The organism is Peribacillus sp. RS7 (genome assembly GCF_041956845.1).
Taxonomy (GTDB): domain Bacteria; phylum Bacillota; class Bacilli; order Bacillales; family DSM-1321; genus Peribacillus.
On record NZ_CP168135.1, the window covers coordinates 1,147,533 to 1,164,361 of the forward strand.

A 16,829-nucleotide genomic window follows, 5' to 3' on the forward strand; every position below is an offset into this window, starting at 1 on the left:
ACTCCATCCTCTAACATTTAATTTCCCCCATAAGAATACAACTAAATTTAATAAACTATACCATAACGCAAACGGGTCTTCTTCGCCCCGAGCTTAAGAAAAAGGCTGCCTTAGCAACCTTCCTTATTGTTTAAGTATATTTGTTAACAAACTCCCTATATATCTCTATTTATTAATAACAATCGATAATTTATAATTTGCATGCTCGTTTAAGTTTTCCAAAAATCGATTCAAACTAAATATTACATCATAATAAACCAATTCCTTATAGAACTAACCTGCCCCGTTCGTATTATTAGGTCAGCCAGATATTTCTGGTTGACCAATTTTTATATAGTTTTATTATAACGGTAGCCGGGGAAGAACGTACCTGCCCGTGGGGCTTAAGATCCCGTCAACTAAACAGTTCGCCCCCTACTTGCTTAAACATGATTTGGCTGGTTGGGACCAAGATCTCGTATAACAAGCGAAGCTATGATACTGCAAGAAGGATTAGGGGTTACCGGCAAATATTATGTTTTTGGAGGAGATAAAAAATGAATCCAGTGGTTGGTCTGGATGTAGCTAAAGGTGAAAGTCAGGTTCAAGCATTCTTGGAAAAGAAGAAGCCTTATCAAGGCAGTTTCAAAGTTACACATACCATTGAAGGATTAGAAACGCTATTTCAGTTTCTGAGAAAAATAGAAAATAAAACAGGAATCAAACCTCCGATTGTATTGGAATCCACGGGGCATTATCATACGCCAGTTGTACAGTATTTTGAGGAGAGAGGCTACTTATTAATTGTCGTTAACCCACTCATTTCTTATCGTGCGAAGAGCTCAAGTTTACGCAAAGTAAAGACAGATATAATCGATGCACGTCACCTCTGCGAGCTGTACTATAAAGAGGATTTAGAGCCTTATAAAAAACGAGGGATACAACTCTTAAATCTTCGTAATCTTTCAAGACAACACGAAAATATAACAGGTATCTATGTACAAACAAAACTACAGTTCCAGGCTGTTCTTGATCAAGTATTTCCTGAATATAGAGGGGTTTTTGGAGATTTGTATTCGGTTGTTTCTTTGCTTACTCTATTAGAATTCCCTACTTCTGAAGACATATTAGCAGTCGGTGAAGAAACTGTAGCAAATAGGATTAATGAACTTTGTCCAAGTCGTTCTAAAAAGTGGGCGAATACACAGGCAGAGAAACTTACGGCTGCCTCAGCTCGAAACCCTTTTCAGAGAACCTTATATCAGAGTCACATTTTAAGCCTTGAAATGTATATAAAAATGCTTCTAGAATACCAAAAGCACCTATCCAAATTTGAAGACGAGATAGATGCTTTGGCAAAAGAAATTGAAGAATATAAGATTATCCAATCCATCCCTGGAATCGGTGAAAAAATCGCTGCAACGATTATTTCTGAAATTGGAGAGATTGAACGGTTTAATCACCCTAAAAAACTAGTGGCATTTGCCGGAATTGATCCAAGTATCTTTGAATCAGGTAAATTTAAAGGCACAGTAAATCGGATTACCAAAAGAGGTTCTGGCAGACTAAGACACGCCTTGTATATGGCTGTTAAATGTGCCATTCGTGATTGTCGCAAGAAGAAAACGACAGATGAAATCATCCCTCGTAACAAGCGATTACGAGAGTTTTATGATAAGAAACGTGAAGAAGGAAAGCCCTTTAAAGTAGCTGTGATAGCATGTGCCAATAAACTCTTACATTGGATTTATGCACTTTTAAAAAGCAACTCACCTTTCCAAGATAGGCTAGTTTGAAAGTATAACTAAACCACCCAGAACTTTCCAAACACAGAAACTTGGAAGGTTATTTGGTATGCACAAATTTAGTATAGCATGAAATATTTTAAGGTTTTATTGAAAAATATTGACAAACTATTGGCTGGTTTAGTTGCATAATAAAAAGCTGCCTTAAAGGCAGCTTCGATTTTTAGCTAAAGCACCTGTTAGTTCATTATGGTTTTTACCTTTTTCCTTAGTTTTTCAATTTCTTCTATTATTAATTTTGGATATTCTTTAGGGGTTGTGTTCTTTGTATTTTTTTCAAACACCTTGTTATCATTCAATGTATTCCAAAAGTGTGTTGCTCCATCTAAAATGGCCTCTAAGAATTCTTTTTTAGGTAACCTAGCTTGTGCAAACACCTCAACAGGTTCCCAATCCCCAACAATGGAAAATTCCAATAAATTGCTGTTTATCGAGATTAACTTCATAAGATATGGATCGATACCATATGTTACTTCAACGTTCTCACCGTCTAAATATTTCTCTATTCCAACTATATAATCACTCCATAAATCTAACCCACTAGGAATATCATTTCCTACAACAATTTGATCATTATATTGAATCTTTATATGCATTTGAATATGCTCCGGAGTGAATTTTCGATGTTCAAAAATTCCTCTTAATTTTAAAGAATCATCCAAGGATATATAACTCTCTTCACCTGCACTGGTTTTAACTAGAAATGTACTTATTTTAAACATCATTAATCTCCAATCTTTAAGCCCTTTAGTCCATAAGAAAAAGAGCTTCCAAAGCAACTCCCTTATTGATGTAAAGCACGTATTAGTTCAACAAGGATTATAACAAAAAGGCGTTAATCCTCGTTGATCAACGCACAATAAGTGAAAGACTTTTTTATTTCCCCCTTTATTAAAAAGCACTCCTCAATTTTGAATATGCTGTTCTTGCTCCCAACTTGGGTAAAATACTTTTACGCTTACGTTTAATTAATTGTTAAATTGGGGAAATATAAATCTAATCGATGACTCGAAAACTAGGATGGATATTGATGAGAATTACGGCTAAAAAAATAATGTATTACTTTATTAAATTAAGAGGTAGAATCTTTTTACCATTTGCCATTTTATACATATTAGTTGCTGCGTATGTTGCTTTTTCTATAGAGCCACAGACGTTCGAATCTTATTTAACCTCCGTTTACTGGGTACTTACAACGCTTGCTACGGTTGGTTTTGGAGACTATGCACCGGTCACCGATCTTGGAAAAGCATTTACCATTGGTCTTTACATCACGGGTATTGGGCTTGTTAGTCTTTTTATTGGAAAAATCATTAAATCTGTATATCTTATCGAAAAAATTAAAGTTGGTGGAAAAATGAAATATACAGGTAAAAATCAGATCATTCTGATTGGCTGGAGTGATAAGTCAAAATCCGCCATCCAAGAAATTTTAAAATCTGATGAAATCATTGATATTGTAATCATTGATAACTTGGAAAAAGCTCCTATGATGGAAGAGCGTCTGTTTTATGTTCGTGGGGATGCTACCGATGAAGAAACATTACTCCGTGCAAACCTGCCTAGAGCAAAAGGCGTTATCATTTTTGCTGACCAAATAACACAAGATAATTATGCTACAAAGGATCCGTTACTTGTCGATGGAAAGACATTATTAATTGCCACTGCCATAACATCCATTGAAGAAAAAACGAATACATCTATTCATGTCACCGCCGAGGTAATCAATCAAAAGCATATTCGTTTATTCGAGCGTGTAAAAGTGGATGAGTTTATTCCTACACAAGAGATGATCTCCCACGCAGCAGTAAGATCATTATTTTCTCATGGAGTCACCCACATGTATTCTGAACTTATGAGCACAAAGTATAAAGAAACCATGTATGAGATTTCTAAACAAGATGAATGGAGAACCTATCGTGATGCGTTTATAGATCTTCTTGACAAAGGAGCCACACTGGTAGCAGATCGTGGTAATCTTACCATTAACCAAAAATTAGATGAACGAATTCCTGATGATGCACAGCTTTTCGTTATTTGCGATAAAGAGACCATTTCCGAAATAAATTCAAATACATTACGTTGAAAGCCGAAATCTTTAGGGATGCTATAATAGCATCCTTTATTGATTTTTCTTATTAAACTAAAAGGCTGCCGCAGCAACCCCTGGTAATGAAGTAAAGCACCTGTTATCTGAAGAACAACAACTATAAATACCTCGCTTGAATAAAGACTCTAGGGATCAAAAAAACCAGCTAAAGAGAGTGTAAATTCCGATTAATGTAAAGAAAATGATTAATATTAATATCGTGATACACCCAATAGTAAATAACTTATCCTCCAATGTCTCATCAGGTTCTTCCGTCAATTTCTCTTTAACTTTATTTTGTATAGGAGAAATTTCCTGATCTTGCAGTCTTTTTATAATTTCACTATCTCCTTTAAATTTTAGAACCCTTGCTATTCTAATCGGATCGTTACCCATAGATTTTTCGAACTGAATACATGCATCTACCATTTCAGGTGTCTTATCCTTTTCTAGATACCAATATCGACCGGCCATCGAGGGATATTTTAATGCAAAATAGATATCCCCTAACTTTTTACGGAGTTCTAATTCATCTGGATAGGTGAAAATTAACCCGTGTATTCTATCTCTTGCTTTTCCTAAATCATTATTTTTAATGTCCTCTTCTATCTTCTTTATGGTTTTAACAGGTATTTTTTCTATAAATACTCCTCCTTCATCCATTAGCCTGACCCTATAGTTCCTGAAGAAAAAGATTGCTGTAGCAACCTTGCTTATTGAAATAAAGCACTCGTTAGTTCAACAAAAACCTTAACTCAAATCCACTCTTTTCCATATTCACGAATGAATTTAATATCGTTTTGATAATGTTCAAGATGCCCTTCATCTATCATCTTTTGAAAAGCAATGTCACCTTCACTGGCTTTTCTTGTAATTGTTTTACATAGCCCTTCCAATCGCAGCAATACCATTTCCAAAAAACCTTCTTCTACTCCCTCACCGTAAGAATCAAAAAACAATTTAACTCTTTGTTTTATACGGTTAGCGTGCTGTAATGATTTATAATAAACTTTCTCACCTGTTTCAGAAAGATAAAATCTACTTAAGGGGACGCAAGTATAAAGAGTATAAGCTATGTCCCAAAGTCTTGGACCAGGTCCAGCAACATCAAAATCAATAATACCTACTGGTCTTTTATGATTAAAAATAATGTTGTATCTGGCAAAGTCATTATGGCATAATACCTCCACTTTGTGTGGAGTATTATCTATCGGTTTCCAATCATCTGATAATGGAAAATCACTCACAGCATCATGATAAAGACAGAGCATCTTCGCTATTTCCCTTAAAGCATCATCAGACCACATGTATTCTTTTAAAGGATCATTACCAGCTTCTCCTTCAATAAAGGATAATATCTCTCTTCCTTTTTCATCAATACCTAAAAACTTTGGTGCATAACTGAAACCTTCGTTCTCCAAATGCTTTAATAGCTTATGAATTTTGGTACTGTCTGGCTTTAATTCTCGTCGCACAGTATCTCCTGATCGATAAACGTTAGAAACATTCCCCCCTGTTAGCATTTCTTCGTTTTCATGGTTTGACATCTAAATATCCCCCCCTAATCTACTTTCTATAAACCGTAAAACAAATCCTGTTTGTTCAACTAACCTGCCCCTTTAGTGCCATAAGAAAAAGGCTGCCTCAGCAACCTTCTAAGCCTAAATTTTCATTGGTTCATGCTTTTTCTACTATTATGTGACTCTTCAAACATCTTTAGAAATAAAAACCTAAACAAAAGTAAACCAAACAGTAATGAGTATAATACGTGGAATAGTACATAAATGAAATTTGCACTATAAAAATAGTATTCAAATGAGAGTATATCCGTACTTAATGACATTATTAAGGCACCTAATAGTTCAATTCTAGTTGTTGATTCTTTTAAAGAGAAATCGACTTTATGTATGTTAAATATCTTTTTAAAATCAGAACCGGTTTTAGTACCTTTATAAAGACCTACTAATCCAGCAGCAATTATAAAGGGAACAATTGACTCTATTTTATACATAAATACTAAGACATTAATATGACAAGTCCAAAAATTATATTATATTTCATTCCCGCTCCACTTATCACATTTATGACAGGCTGGCATATTAAACTATCTCCTTTTTTTATCTCTGCCATTATTTTAACATAAAATTACATTTTCTTATGCAACAAACCTGCCACTTTAGTTAAATAAGAAAATGGGCTGGCGCATGACTGGATACCTTATAAACGAAAGGCGTAGCAAACTGATATTTCTTTACGTTTAGCAAATCCAACTCACCGGCAAAACAACCGCCAATATAAAAAATCACCTGAATATTCATCATCGCTATCGGTATCTCTGTATGAATAATTACACTCCAGATAATTATGACCTTTTAGGTAACGACAAAGAGAAGGTACCCCAAGGGAGTGACCTCACTATTATGTGGGGCTCTGACCCTTTGGGATAACCTCTCATTCTTAAACAGTTTTACTTAGTTTCTGATTCATTTTTGCCCATACCATCAGCTAATTGTTCAAATGATTTGACCTTACCATGTGGATTCTGCGATTGTTTACGATCTTTCCATTGACGTTCTTGTTGTTGCTTAGATTGAGTCATCTAAATAAGCTCCTTTACATAAAGTTCAGTAAATAGTTTGAAGCATGATAAGCCTCCACCCTTTGTACTCGGTGCAGGCATCACTTATCAAGAGTCGAGTCTGGTAAGTATTAATTAATGCATGCCTTTCCACTCACCTTGATTTTTAGATGCTTTTTCTTTTTTTGCTTTATTTTTATGTGCTTGATTAGCGTTTGCACTGCCAAATTCTTTAGAGAATTCTGAATCAGTTTTGCTTGAATCAAATCCTTGCTTGTTCTTTTGGTCTGCATCATTTTTCTTTGTTCGTTTTGCCATGGATACCCCTCCTTCTTATCTTTAGTATGAGATCAGAAAGAAGAAATATACCCCGAATTAAAACCGATAATAACATGAATCCGTCAAGTAATTCGGGTAAAAAAACAAAGTGAATAATAAGTTCCAGTTCGGTTATTTTATAAGTTATATACCAACAATGTCGCCGTTTTTACATAAGCTGTTTGAAATTAACTAAACTCCAGAATAATCGGATACATGATGTTCAAGACGTTAGCAGGAGTGGGCATATCAATATAGGAAGCCAAACTCATTTCCACTCACTCCTTGTTATTCCTTTTTGAACTACGCACCCGTTAGTTGCATAAGAAAAAGAGCTGCCAAAGCAACTCCCTTATTGAAGTAAAGCACCTGTTAGTTTAAAAATCTGTTTTAGAAAAGACTTTTCATCTTCTTTAATTCCATGACCAATTATTGAACTGTTATTACCTTTCCTTAAACGAGAACACTGCTATTAACAGTGTTCTCATTGTTCTTTTGTTCGTCATCGACCTATATCAGTTTTCTGAAATATTAGAGAGGTAATCAGCCAGTTGAACGAAGGTTCCTGAAAAGCCCTCCTGAAGCATTTCTTCCGACTCCTCGTATGTTTTCATTTCCTCCTCAGTTGGGGAAACAGGTGTCCCAATCATCGTAAGTATTGTTTTACCTTCATGCTCAGTGAATGTAAAAGTATTGAGAGTTTCCAATGGCCAGTTGTCGTTAAAAGGAGCACGTACGATGTTACCCTTTTCATCAGAAAAGAAAGAGGTGTAAACGAGTTTCTCTGGAGCATTTACTTCATGATAAACAAATTTGACCCACATTACATGACCGTCAGGAGATGTCTGGCTGTAATGGAAGACACCATCCTTGCGAAGATCGAACTTAGAAATATCAAAAGCCCATCCTTTAGGGACCCACCAGTTCTGCAGATGTTCTGATTCGGTAAATGCCTTAAATACAAGCTCACGAGGAGCATTGAAACTACTGGTGATTTCGGTTTTTGGAAACATTTTATTCCTCCAATTATTGTTTTTTATTTTGTAGCTCCTTCAGATAAAGTTCCAAGCTGTCGAGTTTTTCTTCACATATTTCACGATACTGTTCCAACCAAATGTTTAATGCCTTAAAGGGTTCTGGACAAAGCTTATAAATTCGACGATTTGCTTCCGCATAAAATTCCACCACTCCTGATTTATAAAGCACACTTAGATGTTTAGATGCCAATGGCTGGCGAATCTGAAGGCACCCGTTACTTAAAGAAGAGTGATACAAGAATAAAGCCGATTATGATTACAAGAATAAGAATTCCCGTATCTTTCCAACCTAAGCTACCAACTAAATCAGCAAGACCTCCACCGTGAACGCTGCTAGAAGGATATCTTTTTAATTCTTCTTGTCTTAATTTTTCTCTTCTTCTTTCAGGAGTTTCTTTATCTTCACTCATTGGAACACCCCCTGTAAATTAAACAACCATCCCTTTTAAATTTTACCACAAATAACCATTATCCTTATTCAACTATCCTGCTCCGATAGTTCCACAAGAAAAAGAGCTACAGAAGCAACTCCCTTATCGAAGTAAAAAACCTATTAGTTCAATAGCTACTTACAATATTTGATATTGCTTCTTAATATACTGGGTCCCTATTTTTCAGTCTTTGAATTAGAAAGACGCACCTGCGCTCCGATCTTCAGCTAACGCACCCGTTAGTTGATTAACAAAGCTTACCACTATGGTTGATGGGGCGTCTTTTTATTTTGGTTTTATTCTCCCCGTACATATTCAGGATTAAATTCGAATGGCATTATATCTGTTTCTTTGTAGGTCGCGGGTTTTTCATTTGGCATCGTTATAGTTATTTCATTTCTTTCTTTGTTCATCTCTAATGTTAGAAAAGAAGTCTTATTAGAATCCTCACTATAAATTATAGCAGTTAGCTTATTTCCCGTTGATTCCGTTAACTGTAAATGCTTTACAACTTTCTCTTTTCCCTTTTTCGGGATTTTTTGCAGTACATACTTGCCAGCACCTTTAATGTCACTGCTGCCGTGGATCATTATATAAAATTCATCATTTGTCCAACCTCCAGACATATGATACTTTGGTGAATTGAAAGAAGACTCTTTGTTCTGTTGTGTAGAATCTTGAACAACTTTTTGTTTGGGTGCCTCTTCTTTTTCATAATTTACTAGTTCTTGTTCGTTGTCACAAGCAGCAAGACTTCCTAAAGCCAAGAGTCCTACGGTGAATTTTTTAAAATTGAACAAAGGTATGTCCTCCTAAAAGATGAATGTAAATTTCGAACCATTAAATTATCCACCCTAACATTGAGTGTTGAAGACAATAACCTAAATGTAATACCATAATAATCCAATTACTTATATAACTAACCTGTCCCGATAGTTACATAAAGAAAAAGCTGCCTTAAAGACAGCTCTGATCTTAAGCTAACCCACCCGTTAGTTCATTAACTCCCTATGTTATCAACTGTATACGTGAGCTACTCACATGTTAGAATAAGATCTCTTGATTTAGCGTCATAAATCTTATAACTTACTTCAAACTCATGATCCTTTGTGACGGTGACCTCACAATAATAGGGAACTGCCCTTCCATAGTCAGCCCCCTGTTTTCGTCTCCTTTTTATATTACCATAAAAAACCATTACCCTTATTTAACTAACCTGCCGCATAGTTGCATAAGAAAATGCTGCCCAGCAACTCCCTAATTGAAGTAAAGCACCCGCTAGCTGATATAAAAACTAAACTGCAAAATTTATTTAAGTAACTTTATTAAAGTAAATTGGGTGGAATAGACAAAGTTTAATCTTTTTTGTGAAAGTGGCAGATGGGTGCAAAAATATTTTGCAATCGACACATAATAATTATTCATGCAAAAAAATTTGGCAGTCTATAGACGCTTAAACTCTTTTAATTCTGCGAGTTACAAGTTGGCGCGATACTTGCATTGTAGATTGATAAAGATTTATAAACTTAGGAGGTACACAAAATATGTCCTTAATCCTAAAATAATGAACCATTTATAGACTAAGTCATAAAGTCGATGTGCGTATAGCGGCTTATTGTTTGGAATAAGAAAGATCGCTGAATCTTTTCGTTTCCGGTGCTGGTTTTAAAAACATCTAATGGAAAAACAGATTTTAAAAACTTTTTATTGGAGGCCTTTTATGTGGGTAATCACTGTTCATTCAAAGAACAACTTTAAAATTTATGAGTTTGACTCTGAAAAAGAAGCTAAAGATGCTTTCAGGAGGATGCAGGGTTGTAAATTCCTAACAGAAGTCATTTATTTTAATGATCATGAATTAGTTAAAATATAAGAATTCAGAATTTTTCGCTAATTATTACTTTTAGCATTCCCTCTTTTTAACTAGTCAGGAAGAAAGATAGATGTACTAGAACCTTTATAGGGATGAATATAAAGAGGTTTATAAATTAAAGGAGAGATATGTTTATGGAAACTAAATACTGTAAAGAATCAAGAGTTATAAGAACTAGCCGCATTTTCCCAAATGATGTAAATAACCATAATACTTTGTTCGGGGGTCGTTTGATGAGTCACCTGGATCAGGTATCCTCAACTTCTGCAGCGCGTCATAGCCGCAGGGAATGTGTGACTGCCTCGACAGATTCAGTTGATTTTTTACATCCAGTTCGAACAACAGATTCAGTCTCGTTTGAATCTTATGTGACATGGACAGGTACCTCGTCGATGGAGGTTTTTGTGAAAATCATTGCAGAAGACTTAAAAAGCGGTAATCGTAAAATCGCAGCAACGGCACTATTGACTTTTGTAGCACTTGATCAACATAACCGGCCAACACCTGTTCCACAAGTCATTCCAGAAACAGAAGAAGAGCGAAAATTACACGAAACCGCACCTGATCGAGCAAGAATTCGCAAGGAAAGGAAACAAAAAAGTAAGGAATTGGCTGCCTTTTTAACTGCAAATTATCCCTGGGAACAATATAGTTCTTGCTAAGCTTTATGGACGTAGTTGAATGGGATAATTAGATAAGGACCAATAAGTTAGTTTCCTGAGGGGAATGGTAGTCCTAGTGACTCTTACATTCAGGATGCAGCGAGAGGATATTGTGTCAGTACTATAGAGATAAGCGTTTCTACGAAAGATAAAAATGATAGATTCTTGCCTTTACTCCCGTGGAGCAAAGGCTTTTTTTGACGAGTTTCTTCTATTGATAACGATGAACATTATATTCTTTAATAATAAGTTCTAACACAGAGGTATACAAGAGATATAGGTAAGCAAATGTGACGATAATTTTTGTATCCCCCAAAAAACATCAATTCAAATTTTTTGAGGGACAGTTTGAAAGTCAGATATGTTTACTTTTTTTGGCGTTCCTGGTCTTTTAATGCTATTTTTTCAAGTCCATTATGCGCAAATTCTACATCTTTTCTAGGTAAAGCATCATTATTCTTCAATTGCTTATTTTTATTTTTAGACATTTTTCCACCCCCCTGTAGTTTGAGTTAGTGATACAACGTGGATGCCAATAAATACACGATTTAAAGTTACTGTGTAATATTTTTTCTTTTTCGTTATCGGCAACCAGTATTTTTAGTTTGCGTTCTTTTTTGCAGGCTATGCTATTTGAGATTCTTCTTCAACCTCGTGATTTTAACTGACCAATAATTCTAATAACCGATTTTTGAATAACTGATTGTCAATGTTCTTACAGATAGTCGCATTAGGAGGATTGCTGCCAAAACCATCTGAAATAGCGAGTTTACTCCCATCATTTATGATAACTTGGCCATAGGTCGCTTCTTCTGTAGTACACACATAGCAGTAGCAAAACTTGTCTTCAAGAACGATATCATCCCATAATGCGACACCCATTGCGACTGCATCTGGTAAATCAACAAAGTGCCCTCCGCTTGCCTGTAGGTTGTATTCTAGAAGAGAAGAATTACATTGAACGGCAAACATCGCTTCTTCCTTTTGGCTCGCCATTAAAAATTTCATATCTTCTCTATTCCAAGCTGCTTCACCTAAGCAAACATCAAAGCCGATAATACTAATAGGAATTCCTGATTTCATCATGATGCTATATGCTTCTGCATCTACATATACATTAAATTCGGCTACAGGTGTAGTGTTTCCGGCGCCAAATCCAGCAGTGCCCATCGAATAAATACGCTTAACTTTGTTCATCGTTTCTGGTGCTTTTAATATTGCAAGTGCTATATTTGTAACAGGACCTATTGTAACAATTTCTATTTCTCCTGGATTTTTTTCTACCAAGTCCAAGATCACATCAACTGCATGTCCAGGTTCAGGATTAATGGTAGGATGAATTAAGTCATCATCTCCCATACCATCTTCACCATGTACATTAACTGCTGTTACGAGGTCTCTCATTAGTGGCTTGGCTGCGCCTGCATGAATGGGTGGCTGTTGCGAATTTGTTACTTCTACAGTCATTAAAGCATTTTTAGTTGCGAGTTCTAGGGGTACGTTCCCACAAACAGTCGTAATCGCCAGAACTTCCACTTCCGTTGACTTTAGTGCCATCATTAACGCAACTGCATCATCACTTCCCGTATCTGTATCAATAATTAATTTTCTCATTTTCATTCCTCCATAAATAGGTTTGAAATCAGTATAAATTGCGACTTATTATAAAAATAGGTCATTTGACCAAAACCCAAGATCAAAAAGAAATGGTTGGTGAGGAAATGAACCTTGAAATGATTATTAACAAGGCCCCAGATAATATAAAAAAAGAATTTATTTATCGTAAATATCCAAAAGGCAGCTTTATTATTCACCCTTTTGAAGATAACAATTATCTCTATATATTAAATAAAGGCAGTGCTGAAGTCTTTAGGCAAATCTCTGATGGTTCGATGATTTCTCTGTATAAATATCAGTCATATAGTTGTTTTGGAGAAGTTGAGATTTTCAATAAAGACATAAAAACGTTAAGTGTCACGGCGAAAACAAATTGTGAAACAATAGCTATTCATAGGACATTCGTTTACGAATGGATGCGGCAAGATTTTAATTTCACTTCTTATTTGATGGAACACTTAGCGGCAAAATTAATTACAAGCTCAGAAACTGTAGCTAAACTATCGCTTTTAACAGTCAAGGACCGTATTTTGTACAGTATCCATGCTCATTACAAAATTGGTGATCTAGAAACAGTGACCAAAAGCACACTCTCGAGTGAGGTATGTGCTCCAATAAGAAGTCTAAATCGTTCAATATCTGAATGCATAAACGAGAACTACATTGATTTTAAAGAGAAGAGATTCAAGGTGGTTTCATTAGAGAAGCTTGAAAATCATCTTGAAAAAATCTTTTAAAAGGTTCGATAAATTTAGTCAAAAAACATACTAACTCCGAGGGAGGTTTGAATCTTGGCGTCCGTACAAAAACCAGGCGGGACTTCACAGCTTGTTTTGAGTTTTTGAAGGAAAAATCCTTTATAATCGGGGGAATGTACCAACCACATAAAATATACTCTTAGCAAATCATCCTGAATTACCCACTGTCAATGACACTGTTGTAATAAGAAAACTCAAGATCCACGCTCTCTCTATATTAGTCCTCGTTACGTCTACTATTACATTCCTTATGGAACATCTTCCCCGGTAGTTGCATAAAAGAAAAAGCTGTCATAAAGACAGCTCCGAACTTAAGCTAAAGCACCTGTTAGTTAACAAGGAAATCCTTTAATCGAAAAACTCCATATGTGCTTTTTCTTGTTTGTAGTAATCCATTCTATCTTGTAAAGTACCTGTATGAAACTCAAACTTATGGCCATCGGGGTCAGTAAAATAAATAGATTTCTTATCTTTTTCATCTCTTGGACGACCTGACAAGATGTTTACATTCAATTCCATTAGTTTCTCGTACATTTTGACAAAGTCGGCTTCTTCGATTGAAAAAGCTATATGTGTGTATGAATGGCTTATTTCATTACGGGGAATATCTTTTTCTACATTCAGGGCAATCCACATTCCATTCAAATCAAAATAGGCAGTATTTCTTCCCTTAACTAACAATTTTGCATCAAAAACGTTTTGATAAAACTCAATGGAATTCTCTAAATTAGAAACTGAAAATAAAAAGTGGTTCAAACCTTTTATAGGCACCTTATCACCTCAAAATAAGACTTCTTAATTATTATACAAATAGGAAGTATATCTTATTGTACTTCCCTGCCCCGATAGTTACATACAAAAAAGGCTGCCGCAGCAACCTTCCTGATTGAAGTAAAGAACCCGTTAGTTTAAGTACAATATTTCATAATATAATTTCTGAATTTCATTTTTATATTCAATTATCATCCTTTTTTCTTTTTATCTTATTGGTAAAAAAACACAAGTCATGGATATGCTGAAAGCTAACTTTCGGTTTTGTCAGAGAGATCGCTATTGATGCTACACATTTTTTGAGATCTTTCGTTTCATTAAAACCTCACTTTGGTAAATATCTCCCCAATCTCGCATGAGGTAGATGATAGGTTTTAATGTTTCTCCAAAAGCAGTAAGAGAATATTCAACTTTTGGAGGAATCTCCCGATATATTTCACGATGTACAATACCATCCTGTTCCAATTCCCGAAGTTGTAATGTTAACATACGTTGTGTGGTATAGGGCATAAGTCTCCCTAACTCGCTAAAACGTTTAGGGCCGGAAATTAAGTTATATAATATGATCCCTTTCCATTTGCCGCCTATCACATCCACTGTAACTGCAACAGGACAAGCAGTGGTATCAGGACACTTTTCCGTTTTAAAGTCCTTCATATCGACACCCCAATCTTTTTAAGTATCAAATTGTATACTATATTACAAATTTTATCCTATTCAACAGAAATGTGCGTACTTTTAATTTTATATTATATAAAGTATCATTGATTTTGTAAGCTAAGACTAAATATTCATTCTTTTCATACTATTCGTCATTAAAGATGTTACTAATAAAATTCTCCGGTGTATTAATCCTTAACACGAATAGGTGATGAGACATTTTCCCATAAAATAAAAAGGAGTGACTAGAGTGAAATCACAAATCATTCAATCTTTTGGTAAACCATCCGTATTTCAATATAAAGAGATTTCAAAACCTGAACTAAAACCTGGACATGTACTTATTCAAGTAAAGGCTACAAGTGTAAATCCTATTGATACGAAAGTCCGTGCTGGTGCAGTTCCGGCCGTTGCACCCGAGTTTCCAGCAGTATTACATGGGGATGTGGCAGGTTTGGTCTCTGCTGTGGGTGAAGGAGTAACCGAGTTTAATATTGGGGATGAAGTGTTTGGATGCGCGGGTGGATTTAGAGGAACTGGCGGTGCACTTGCAGAGTTTATGCTTGCAGATGTTGATTTACTTGCTCAAAAGCCGAAAAATTTGACGATGGAAGAAGCCGCAGCTTTACCGTTAGTTGCCATTACCGCTTGGGAAGCATTATTTAATCGGGCAAGGCTTACCACAGGACAAGATATACTAATTCATGCAGCCACCGGCGGTGTAGGACACATTGCCATTCAACTAGCCAAATGGAGAGGAGCGACAGTCTATACAACTGCCTCTTCGCAAGAGAAGCTGGAGATTGGCACGCGTCTAGGTGCTGATGTAACCATTAATTATCGAGAAGAAAGCGTTCAGGATTATGTACAAAAATATACAGACGGAAAAGGATTTGACGTTGTATTTGACACAGTTGGGGGTGAAAACCTTGATCGCTCTTTTGAGGCGGCCGCGGTACATGGAACGATAATAGCCATTGCTGCACGTTCGACTCATGACCTCTCCCCAGTGCATTCAAAGGGACTTTCTCTCCATGTTACCTTTATGCTGTTGAAAATTTTAAACAAGGACCTGCATAAACATTATGGAGAAATCTTGAAGAAAGTTGCCAGGGTGGTTGAGGAAGGGAAGCTGCGCCCGCTTTTGGATTCTAATATTTTCACGTTTGATGAAGTCTCAAAAGCCCATGAGTACATGGAGTCAGGCAAGGCGATAGGAAAAATTGTTTTGAAAAATAGCTGGTAATATTACATGCACATTTGAAATGCCTCAGCAACTTTACGTTCATTTAAAAGTAGATGGTCATTAGAATCTTTATAAGATCCTCGATGTACCGTCTGCTTTTATTTTTATTACAGTAAAAACCATCAGGGCATAATAATAGAAATCGGCAACTTTAAGATAATTTGAAACCACTAATACTCTTTAAATAAATGTTTTTGTCAATTTCTTTTCGGTTACTTCCTTTTGTTCTTCATTCAAAAAATCATACTTTAAACCTCAAGAAAAAGCTGCCTTTGAGACAGCTCCGATCTTCAGCTAACGCACCCGTTAGTTTAAGTACATTTCTTCACAAAATAAAAAAGGTTGTCTTTAGAAACCTATCCAATTTTACCTTTTACTCTCTTCGACTATTTCACATAATTGTATAAATGTGTAAGCTTTATCAGATATATTTTTATTATCTGGTAAATGCAACACCCATTTGACTCTTTCTTTTTCCTTATTTAAATAACCCCTAATAAAGGCTGAGCTATTAATTTTAGAACTGTCTAAAGTAACTCCTTTTTCTAAAAATGCATCATCACTTATTCCTTTAGCATCATAAAAAAAAACGGGATACTTTACCTTATTGAAATACTCAACAAACTGATCTTTATCAGCTTCTGAGAAAGCTTCTTTAGTTATAATTAAAGCATCAAAATTTTCTTCCTCGTTTGTTACTAAGTTATCTAATTCACTTTTTTGATAAGAAATACTTGAAAATTTTGGCAACTCACTCTCATTACCTACTACAGCAATTATTAATGAATAACCAGCTGTCACTGTTACTAATTCTTTAGGTTGGTATTTTTCGGATTCTAGCCGATTATAAATAAAAAGTACAATTATAATAATTCCAACTACAACGAATCCAGATAAATCTATCCATTTATTCTTGTCCATACAAACACCCCGCAACAAAACATCTTCTCCACTTTAACTTAATTTCCCTTTTAATACAATATAATCAATCAACATACCCTACTA

Annotated in this window: 20 protein-coding genes; 6 read left to right on the forward strand and 14 right to left on the reverse strand. The window is 35.4% G+C overall.

What is annotated here, in order from left to right; all coding sequences use genetic code 11:
- Positions 1-536: 536 nt before the first annotated feature.
- On the forward strand, positions 537-1,775 hold the full coding sequence (locus tag ACDZ29_RS05880) for an IS110 family transposase (protein WP_289324650.1): 1,239 nt from the start codon (positions 537-539) through the stop codon (positions 1,773-1,775).
- A 188-nt stretch (positions 1,776-1,963) separates the two neighbouring features.
- Here ACDZ29_RS05880 and ACDZ29_RS05885 read toward each other — a convergent pair whose 3' ends face one another.
- Positions 1,964-2,506: a hypothetical protein gene (locus ACDZ29_RS05885; RefSeq protein ID WP_375090329.1), complete on the reverse strand. Its 543-nt coding sequence runs from the start codon at positions 2,504-2,506 to the stop codon at positions 1,964-1,966.
- Positions 2,507-2,814: 308 nt separating this feature from the next.
- On the opposite strand from ACDZ29_RS05885, the gene ACDZ29_RS05890 reads away from it, so the two are divergent.
- Entirely contained in the window at positions 2,815-3,870 is a 1,056-nt protein-coding gene (locus tag ACDZ29_RS05890; RefSeq protein WP_375090330.1) for a potassium channel family protein, read from the forward strand.
- Positions 3,871-4,026: 156 nt separating this feature from the next.
- On the opposite strand, the gene ACDZ29_RS05895 is transcribed toward ACDZ29_RS05890, so the two are convergent.
- The 8 genes from ACDZ29_RS05895 to ACDZ29_RS05930 all read right to left on the reverse strand — a co-directional run bounded on the left by ACDZ29_RS05895 (position 4,027) and on the right by ACDZ29_RS05930 (position 9,037).
- Positions 4,027-4,536: a DUF6584 family protein gene (locus ACDZ29_RS05895; protein ID WP_375090332.1), complete on the reverse strand. Its 510-nt coding sequence runs from the start codon at positions 4,534-4,536 to the stop codon at positions 4,027-4,029.
- A gap of 92 nt (positions 4,537-4,628) precedes the next feature.
- A complete protein-coding gene (locus tag ACDZ29_RS05900; RefSeq protein WP_375090333.1) occupies positions 4,629-5,420 on the reverse strand; it encodes an aminoglycoside phosphotransferase family protein in 792 nt (263 codons plus the stop codon).
- Positions 5,421-6,340: 920 nt separating this feature from the next.
- Positions 6,341-6,472 carry a DUF6254 family protein gene (locus tag ACDZ29_RS05905; protein WP_289326514.1) on the reverse strand — a complete coding sequence of 44 codons (132 nt, stop codon included), beginning with the start codon at positions 6,470-6,472 and terminating at the stop codon, positions 6,341-6,343.
- Positions 6,473-6,586: 114 nt separating this feature from the next.
- Positions 6,587-6,769: a hypothetical protein gene (locus tag ACDZ29_RS05910; protein WP_034310968.1), complete on the reverse strand. Its 183-nt coding sequence runs from the start codon at positions 6,767-6,769 to the stop codon at positions 6,587-6,589.
- Positions 6,770-7,284: 515 nt separating this feature from the next.
- Complete coding sequence (locus ACDZ29_RS05915) at positions 7,285-7,782, reverse strand: SRPBCC domain-containing protein (RefSeq protein ID WP_375090336.1); 498 nt, start codon at positions 7,780-7,782, stop codon at positions 7,285-7,287.
- A 13-nt stretch (positions 7,783-7,795) separates the two neighbouring features.
- Entirely contained in the window at positions 7,796-7,996 is a 201-nt protein-coding gene (locus ACDZ29_RS05920) for a hypothetical protein (RefSeq protein WP_375090337.1), read from the reverse strand.
- 25 nt (positions 7,997-8,021) lie between these two features.
- Positions 8,022-8,216 carry a DUF6366 family protein gene (locus ACDZ29_RS05925; protein ID WP_375090339.1) on the reverse strand — a complete coding sequence of 65 codons (195 nt, stop codon included), beginning with the start codon at positions 8,214-8,216 and terminating at the stop codon, positions 8,022-8,024.
- Positions 8,217-8,533: 317 nt separating this feature from the next.
- Positions 8,534-9,037, reverse strand: a complete 504-nt coding sequence (locus tag ACDZ29_RS05930) for a hypothetical protein (protein ID WP_375090341.1) — start codon at positions 9,035-9,037, stop codon at positions 8,534-8,536.
- 878 nt (positions 9,038-9,915) lie between these two features.
- Here ACDZ29_RS05930 and ACDZ29_RS05935 point away from each other — a divergent pair.
- Together ACDZ29_RS05935 and ACDZ29_RS05940 are read left to right on the forward strand one after the other, a co-directional pair.
- Positions 9,916-10,110: a hypothetical protein gene (locus ACDZ29_RS05935; RefSeq protein WP_375090343.1), complete on the forward strand. Its 195-nt coding sequence runs from the start codon at positions 9,916-9,918 to the stop codon at positions 10,108-10,110.
- A gap of 134 nt (positions 10,111-10,244) precedes the next feature.
- Positions 10,245-10,772: an acyl-CoA thioesterase gene (locus ACDZ29_RS05940; protein WP_144553947.1), complete on the forward strand. Its 528-nt coding sequence runs from the start codon at positions 10,245-10,247 to the stop codon at positions 10,770-10,772.
- Positions 10,773-11,137: 365 nt separating this feature from the next.
- Here the strand turns inward: ACDZ29_RS05940 and ACDZ29_RS05945 are convergent, their stop codons facing one another.
- A complete protein-coding gene (locus tag ACDZ29_RS05945; RefSeq protein WP_284702828.1) occupies positions 11,138-11,260 on the reverse strand; it encodes a hypothetical protein in 123 nt (40 codons plus the stop codon).
- Positions 11,261-11,432: 172 nt separating this feature from the next.
- Positions 11,433-12,386, reverse strand: a complete 954-nt coding sequence (locus tag ACDZ29_RS05950) for a nucleoside hydrolase (protein WP_375090345.1) — start codon at positions 12,384-12,386, stop codon at positions 11,433-11,435.
- A 65-nt stretch (positions 12,387-12,451) separates the two neighbouring features.
- Here ACDZ29_RS05950 and ACDZ29_RS05955 point away from each other — a divergent pair, with 65 nt between their 5' ends.
- Positions 12,452-13,126, forward strand: coding sequence for a Crp/Fnr family transcriptional regulator (locus ACDZ29_RS05955; RefSeq protein WP_375090346.1), 675 nt, complete (start codon positions 12,452-12,454; stop codon positions 13,124-13,126).
- 369 nt (positions 13,127-13,495) lie between these two features.
- On the opposite strand, the gene fosM is transcribed toward ACDZ29_RS05955, so the two are convergent.
- Together fosM and ACDZ29_RS05965 are read right to left on the reverse strand one after the other, a co-directional pair.
- Entirely contained in the window at positions 13,496-13,918 is a 423-nt protein-coding gene (gene fosM, locus ACDZ29_RS05960) for a FosM family fosfomycin resistance protein (RefSeq protein WP_375090347.1), read from the reverse strand.
- Positions 13,919-14,206: 288 nt separating this feature from the next.
- Positions 14,207-14,575, reverse strand: a complete 369-nt coding sequence (locus tag ACDZ29_RS05965; protein ID WP_289326523.1) for a helix-turn-helix domain-containing protein — start codon at positions 14,573-14,575, stop codon at positions 14,207-14,209.
- A gap of 253 nt (positions 14,576-14,828) precedes the next feature.
- On the opposite strand from ACDZ29_RS05965, the gene ACDZ29_RS05970 reads away from it, so the two are divergent.
- Positions 14,829-15,824, forward strand: coding sequence for a zinc-dependent alcohol dehydrogenase family protein (locus tag ACDZ29_RS05970; RefSeq protein WP_375090348.1), 996 nt, complete (start codon positions 14,829-14,831; stop codon positions 15,822-15,824).
- Positions 15,825-16,190: 366 nt separating this feature from the next.
- On the opposite strand, the gene ACDZ29_RS05975 is transcribed toward ACDZ29_RS05970, so the two are convergent.
- Positions 16,191-16,745, reverse strand: a complete 555-nt coding sequence (locus ACDZ29_RS05975) for a hypothetical protein (RefSeq protein WP_375090349.1) — start codon at positions 16,743-16,745, stop codon at positions 16,191-16,193.
- Positions 16,746-16,829: the final 84 nt, after the last annotated feature.

Bases quoted from the DNA above. Each gene is read 5' to 3' on its own strand.
- ACDZ29_RS05885 (WP_375090329.1), bottom strand. From the start codon at position 2,506: ATGTTTAAAATAAGTACATTTCTAGTTAAAACCAGTGCAGGTGAAGAG.
- ACDZ29_RS05890 (WP_375090330.1), top strand. From the start codon at position 2,815: ATGAGAATTACGGCTAAAAAAATAATGTATTACTTTATTAAATTAAGA.
- ACDZ29_RS05900 (WP_375090333.1), bottom strand. From the start codon at position 5,420: ATGTCAAACCATGAAAACGAAGAAATGCTAACAGGGGGGAATGTTTCT.
- ACDZ29_RS05905 (WP_289326514.1), bottom strand. From the start codon at position 6,472: ATGACTCAATCTAAGCAACAACAAGAACGTCAATGGAAAGATCGTAAA.
- ACDZ29_RS05915 (WP_375090336.1), bottom strand. From the start codon at position 7,782: ATGTTTCCAAAAACCGAAATCACCAGTAGTTTCAATGCTCCTCGTGAG.
- ACDZ29_RS05895 (WP_375090332.1), bottom strand. From the start codon at position 4,536: ATGGATGAAGGAGGAGTATTTATAGAAAAAATACCTGTTAAAACCATA.
- ACDZ29_RS05935 (WP_375090343.1), top strand. From the start codon at position 9,916: ATGGAAAAACAGATTTTAAAAACTTTTTATTGGAGGCCTTTTATGTGG.
- ACDZ29_RS05950 (WP_375090345.1), bottom strand. From the start codon at position 12,386: ATGAGAAAATTAATTATTGATACAGATACGGGAAGTGATGATGCAGTT.
- ACDZ29_RS05925 (WP_375090339.1), bottom strand. From the start codon at position 8,216: ATGAGTGAAGATAAAGAAACTCCTGAAAGAAGAAGAGAAAAATTAAGA.
- ACDZ29_RS05975 (WP_375090349.1), bottom strand. From the start codon at position 16,745: ATGGACAAGAATAAATGGATAGATTTATCTGGATTCGTTGTAGTTGGA.
- ACDZ29_RS05910 (WP_034310968.1), bottom strand. From the start codon at position 6,769: ATGGCAAAACGAACAAAGAAAAATGATGCAGACCAAAAGAACAAGCAA.
- ACDZ29_RS05945 (WP_284702828.1), bottom strand. From the start codon at position 11,260: ATGTCTAAAAATAAAAATAAGCAATTGAAGAATAATGATGCTTTACCT.
- ACDZ29_RS05965 (WP_289326523.1), bottom strand. From the start codon at position 14,575: ATGAAGGACTTTAAAACGGAAAAGTGTCCTGATACCACTGCTTGTCCT.
- ACDZ29_RS05940 (WP_144553947.1), top strand. From the start codon at position 10,245: ATGGAAACTAAATACTGTAAAGAATCAAGAGTTATAAGAACTAGCCGC.
- ACDZ29_RS05880 (WP_289324650.1), top strand. From the start codon at position 537: ATGAATCCAGTGGTTGGTCTGGATGTAGCTAAAGGTGAAAGTCAGGTT.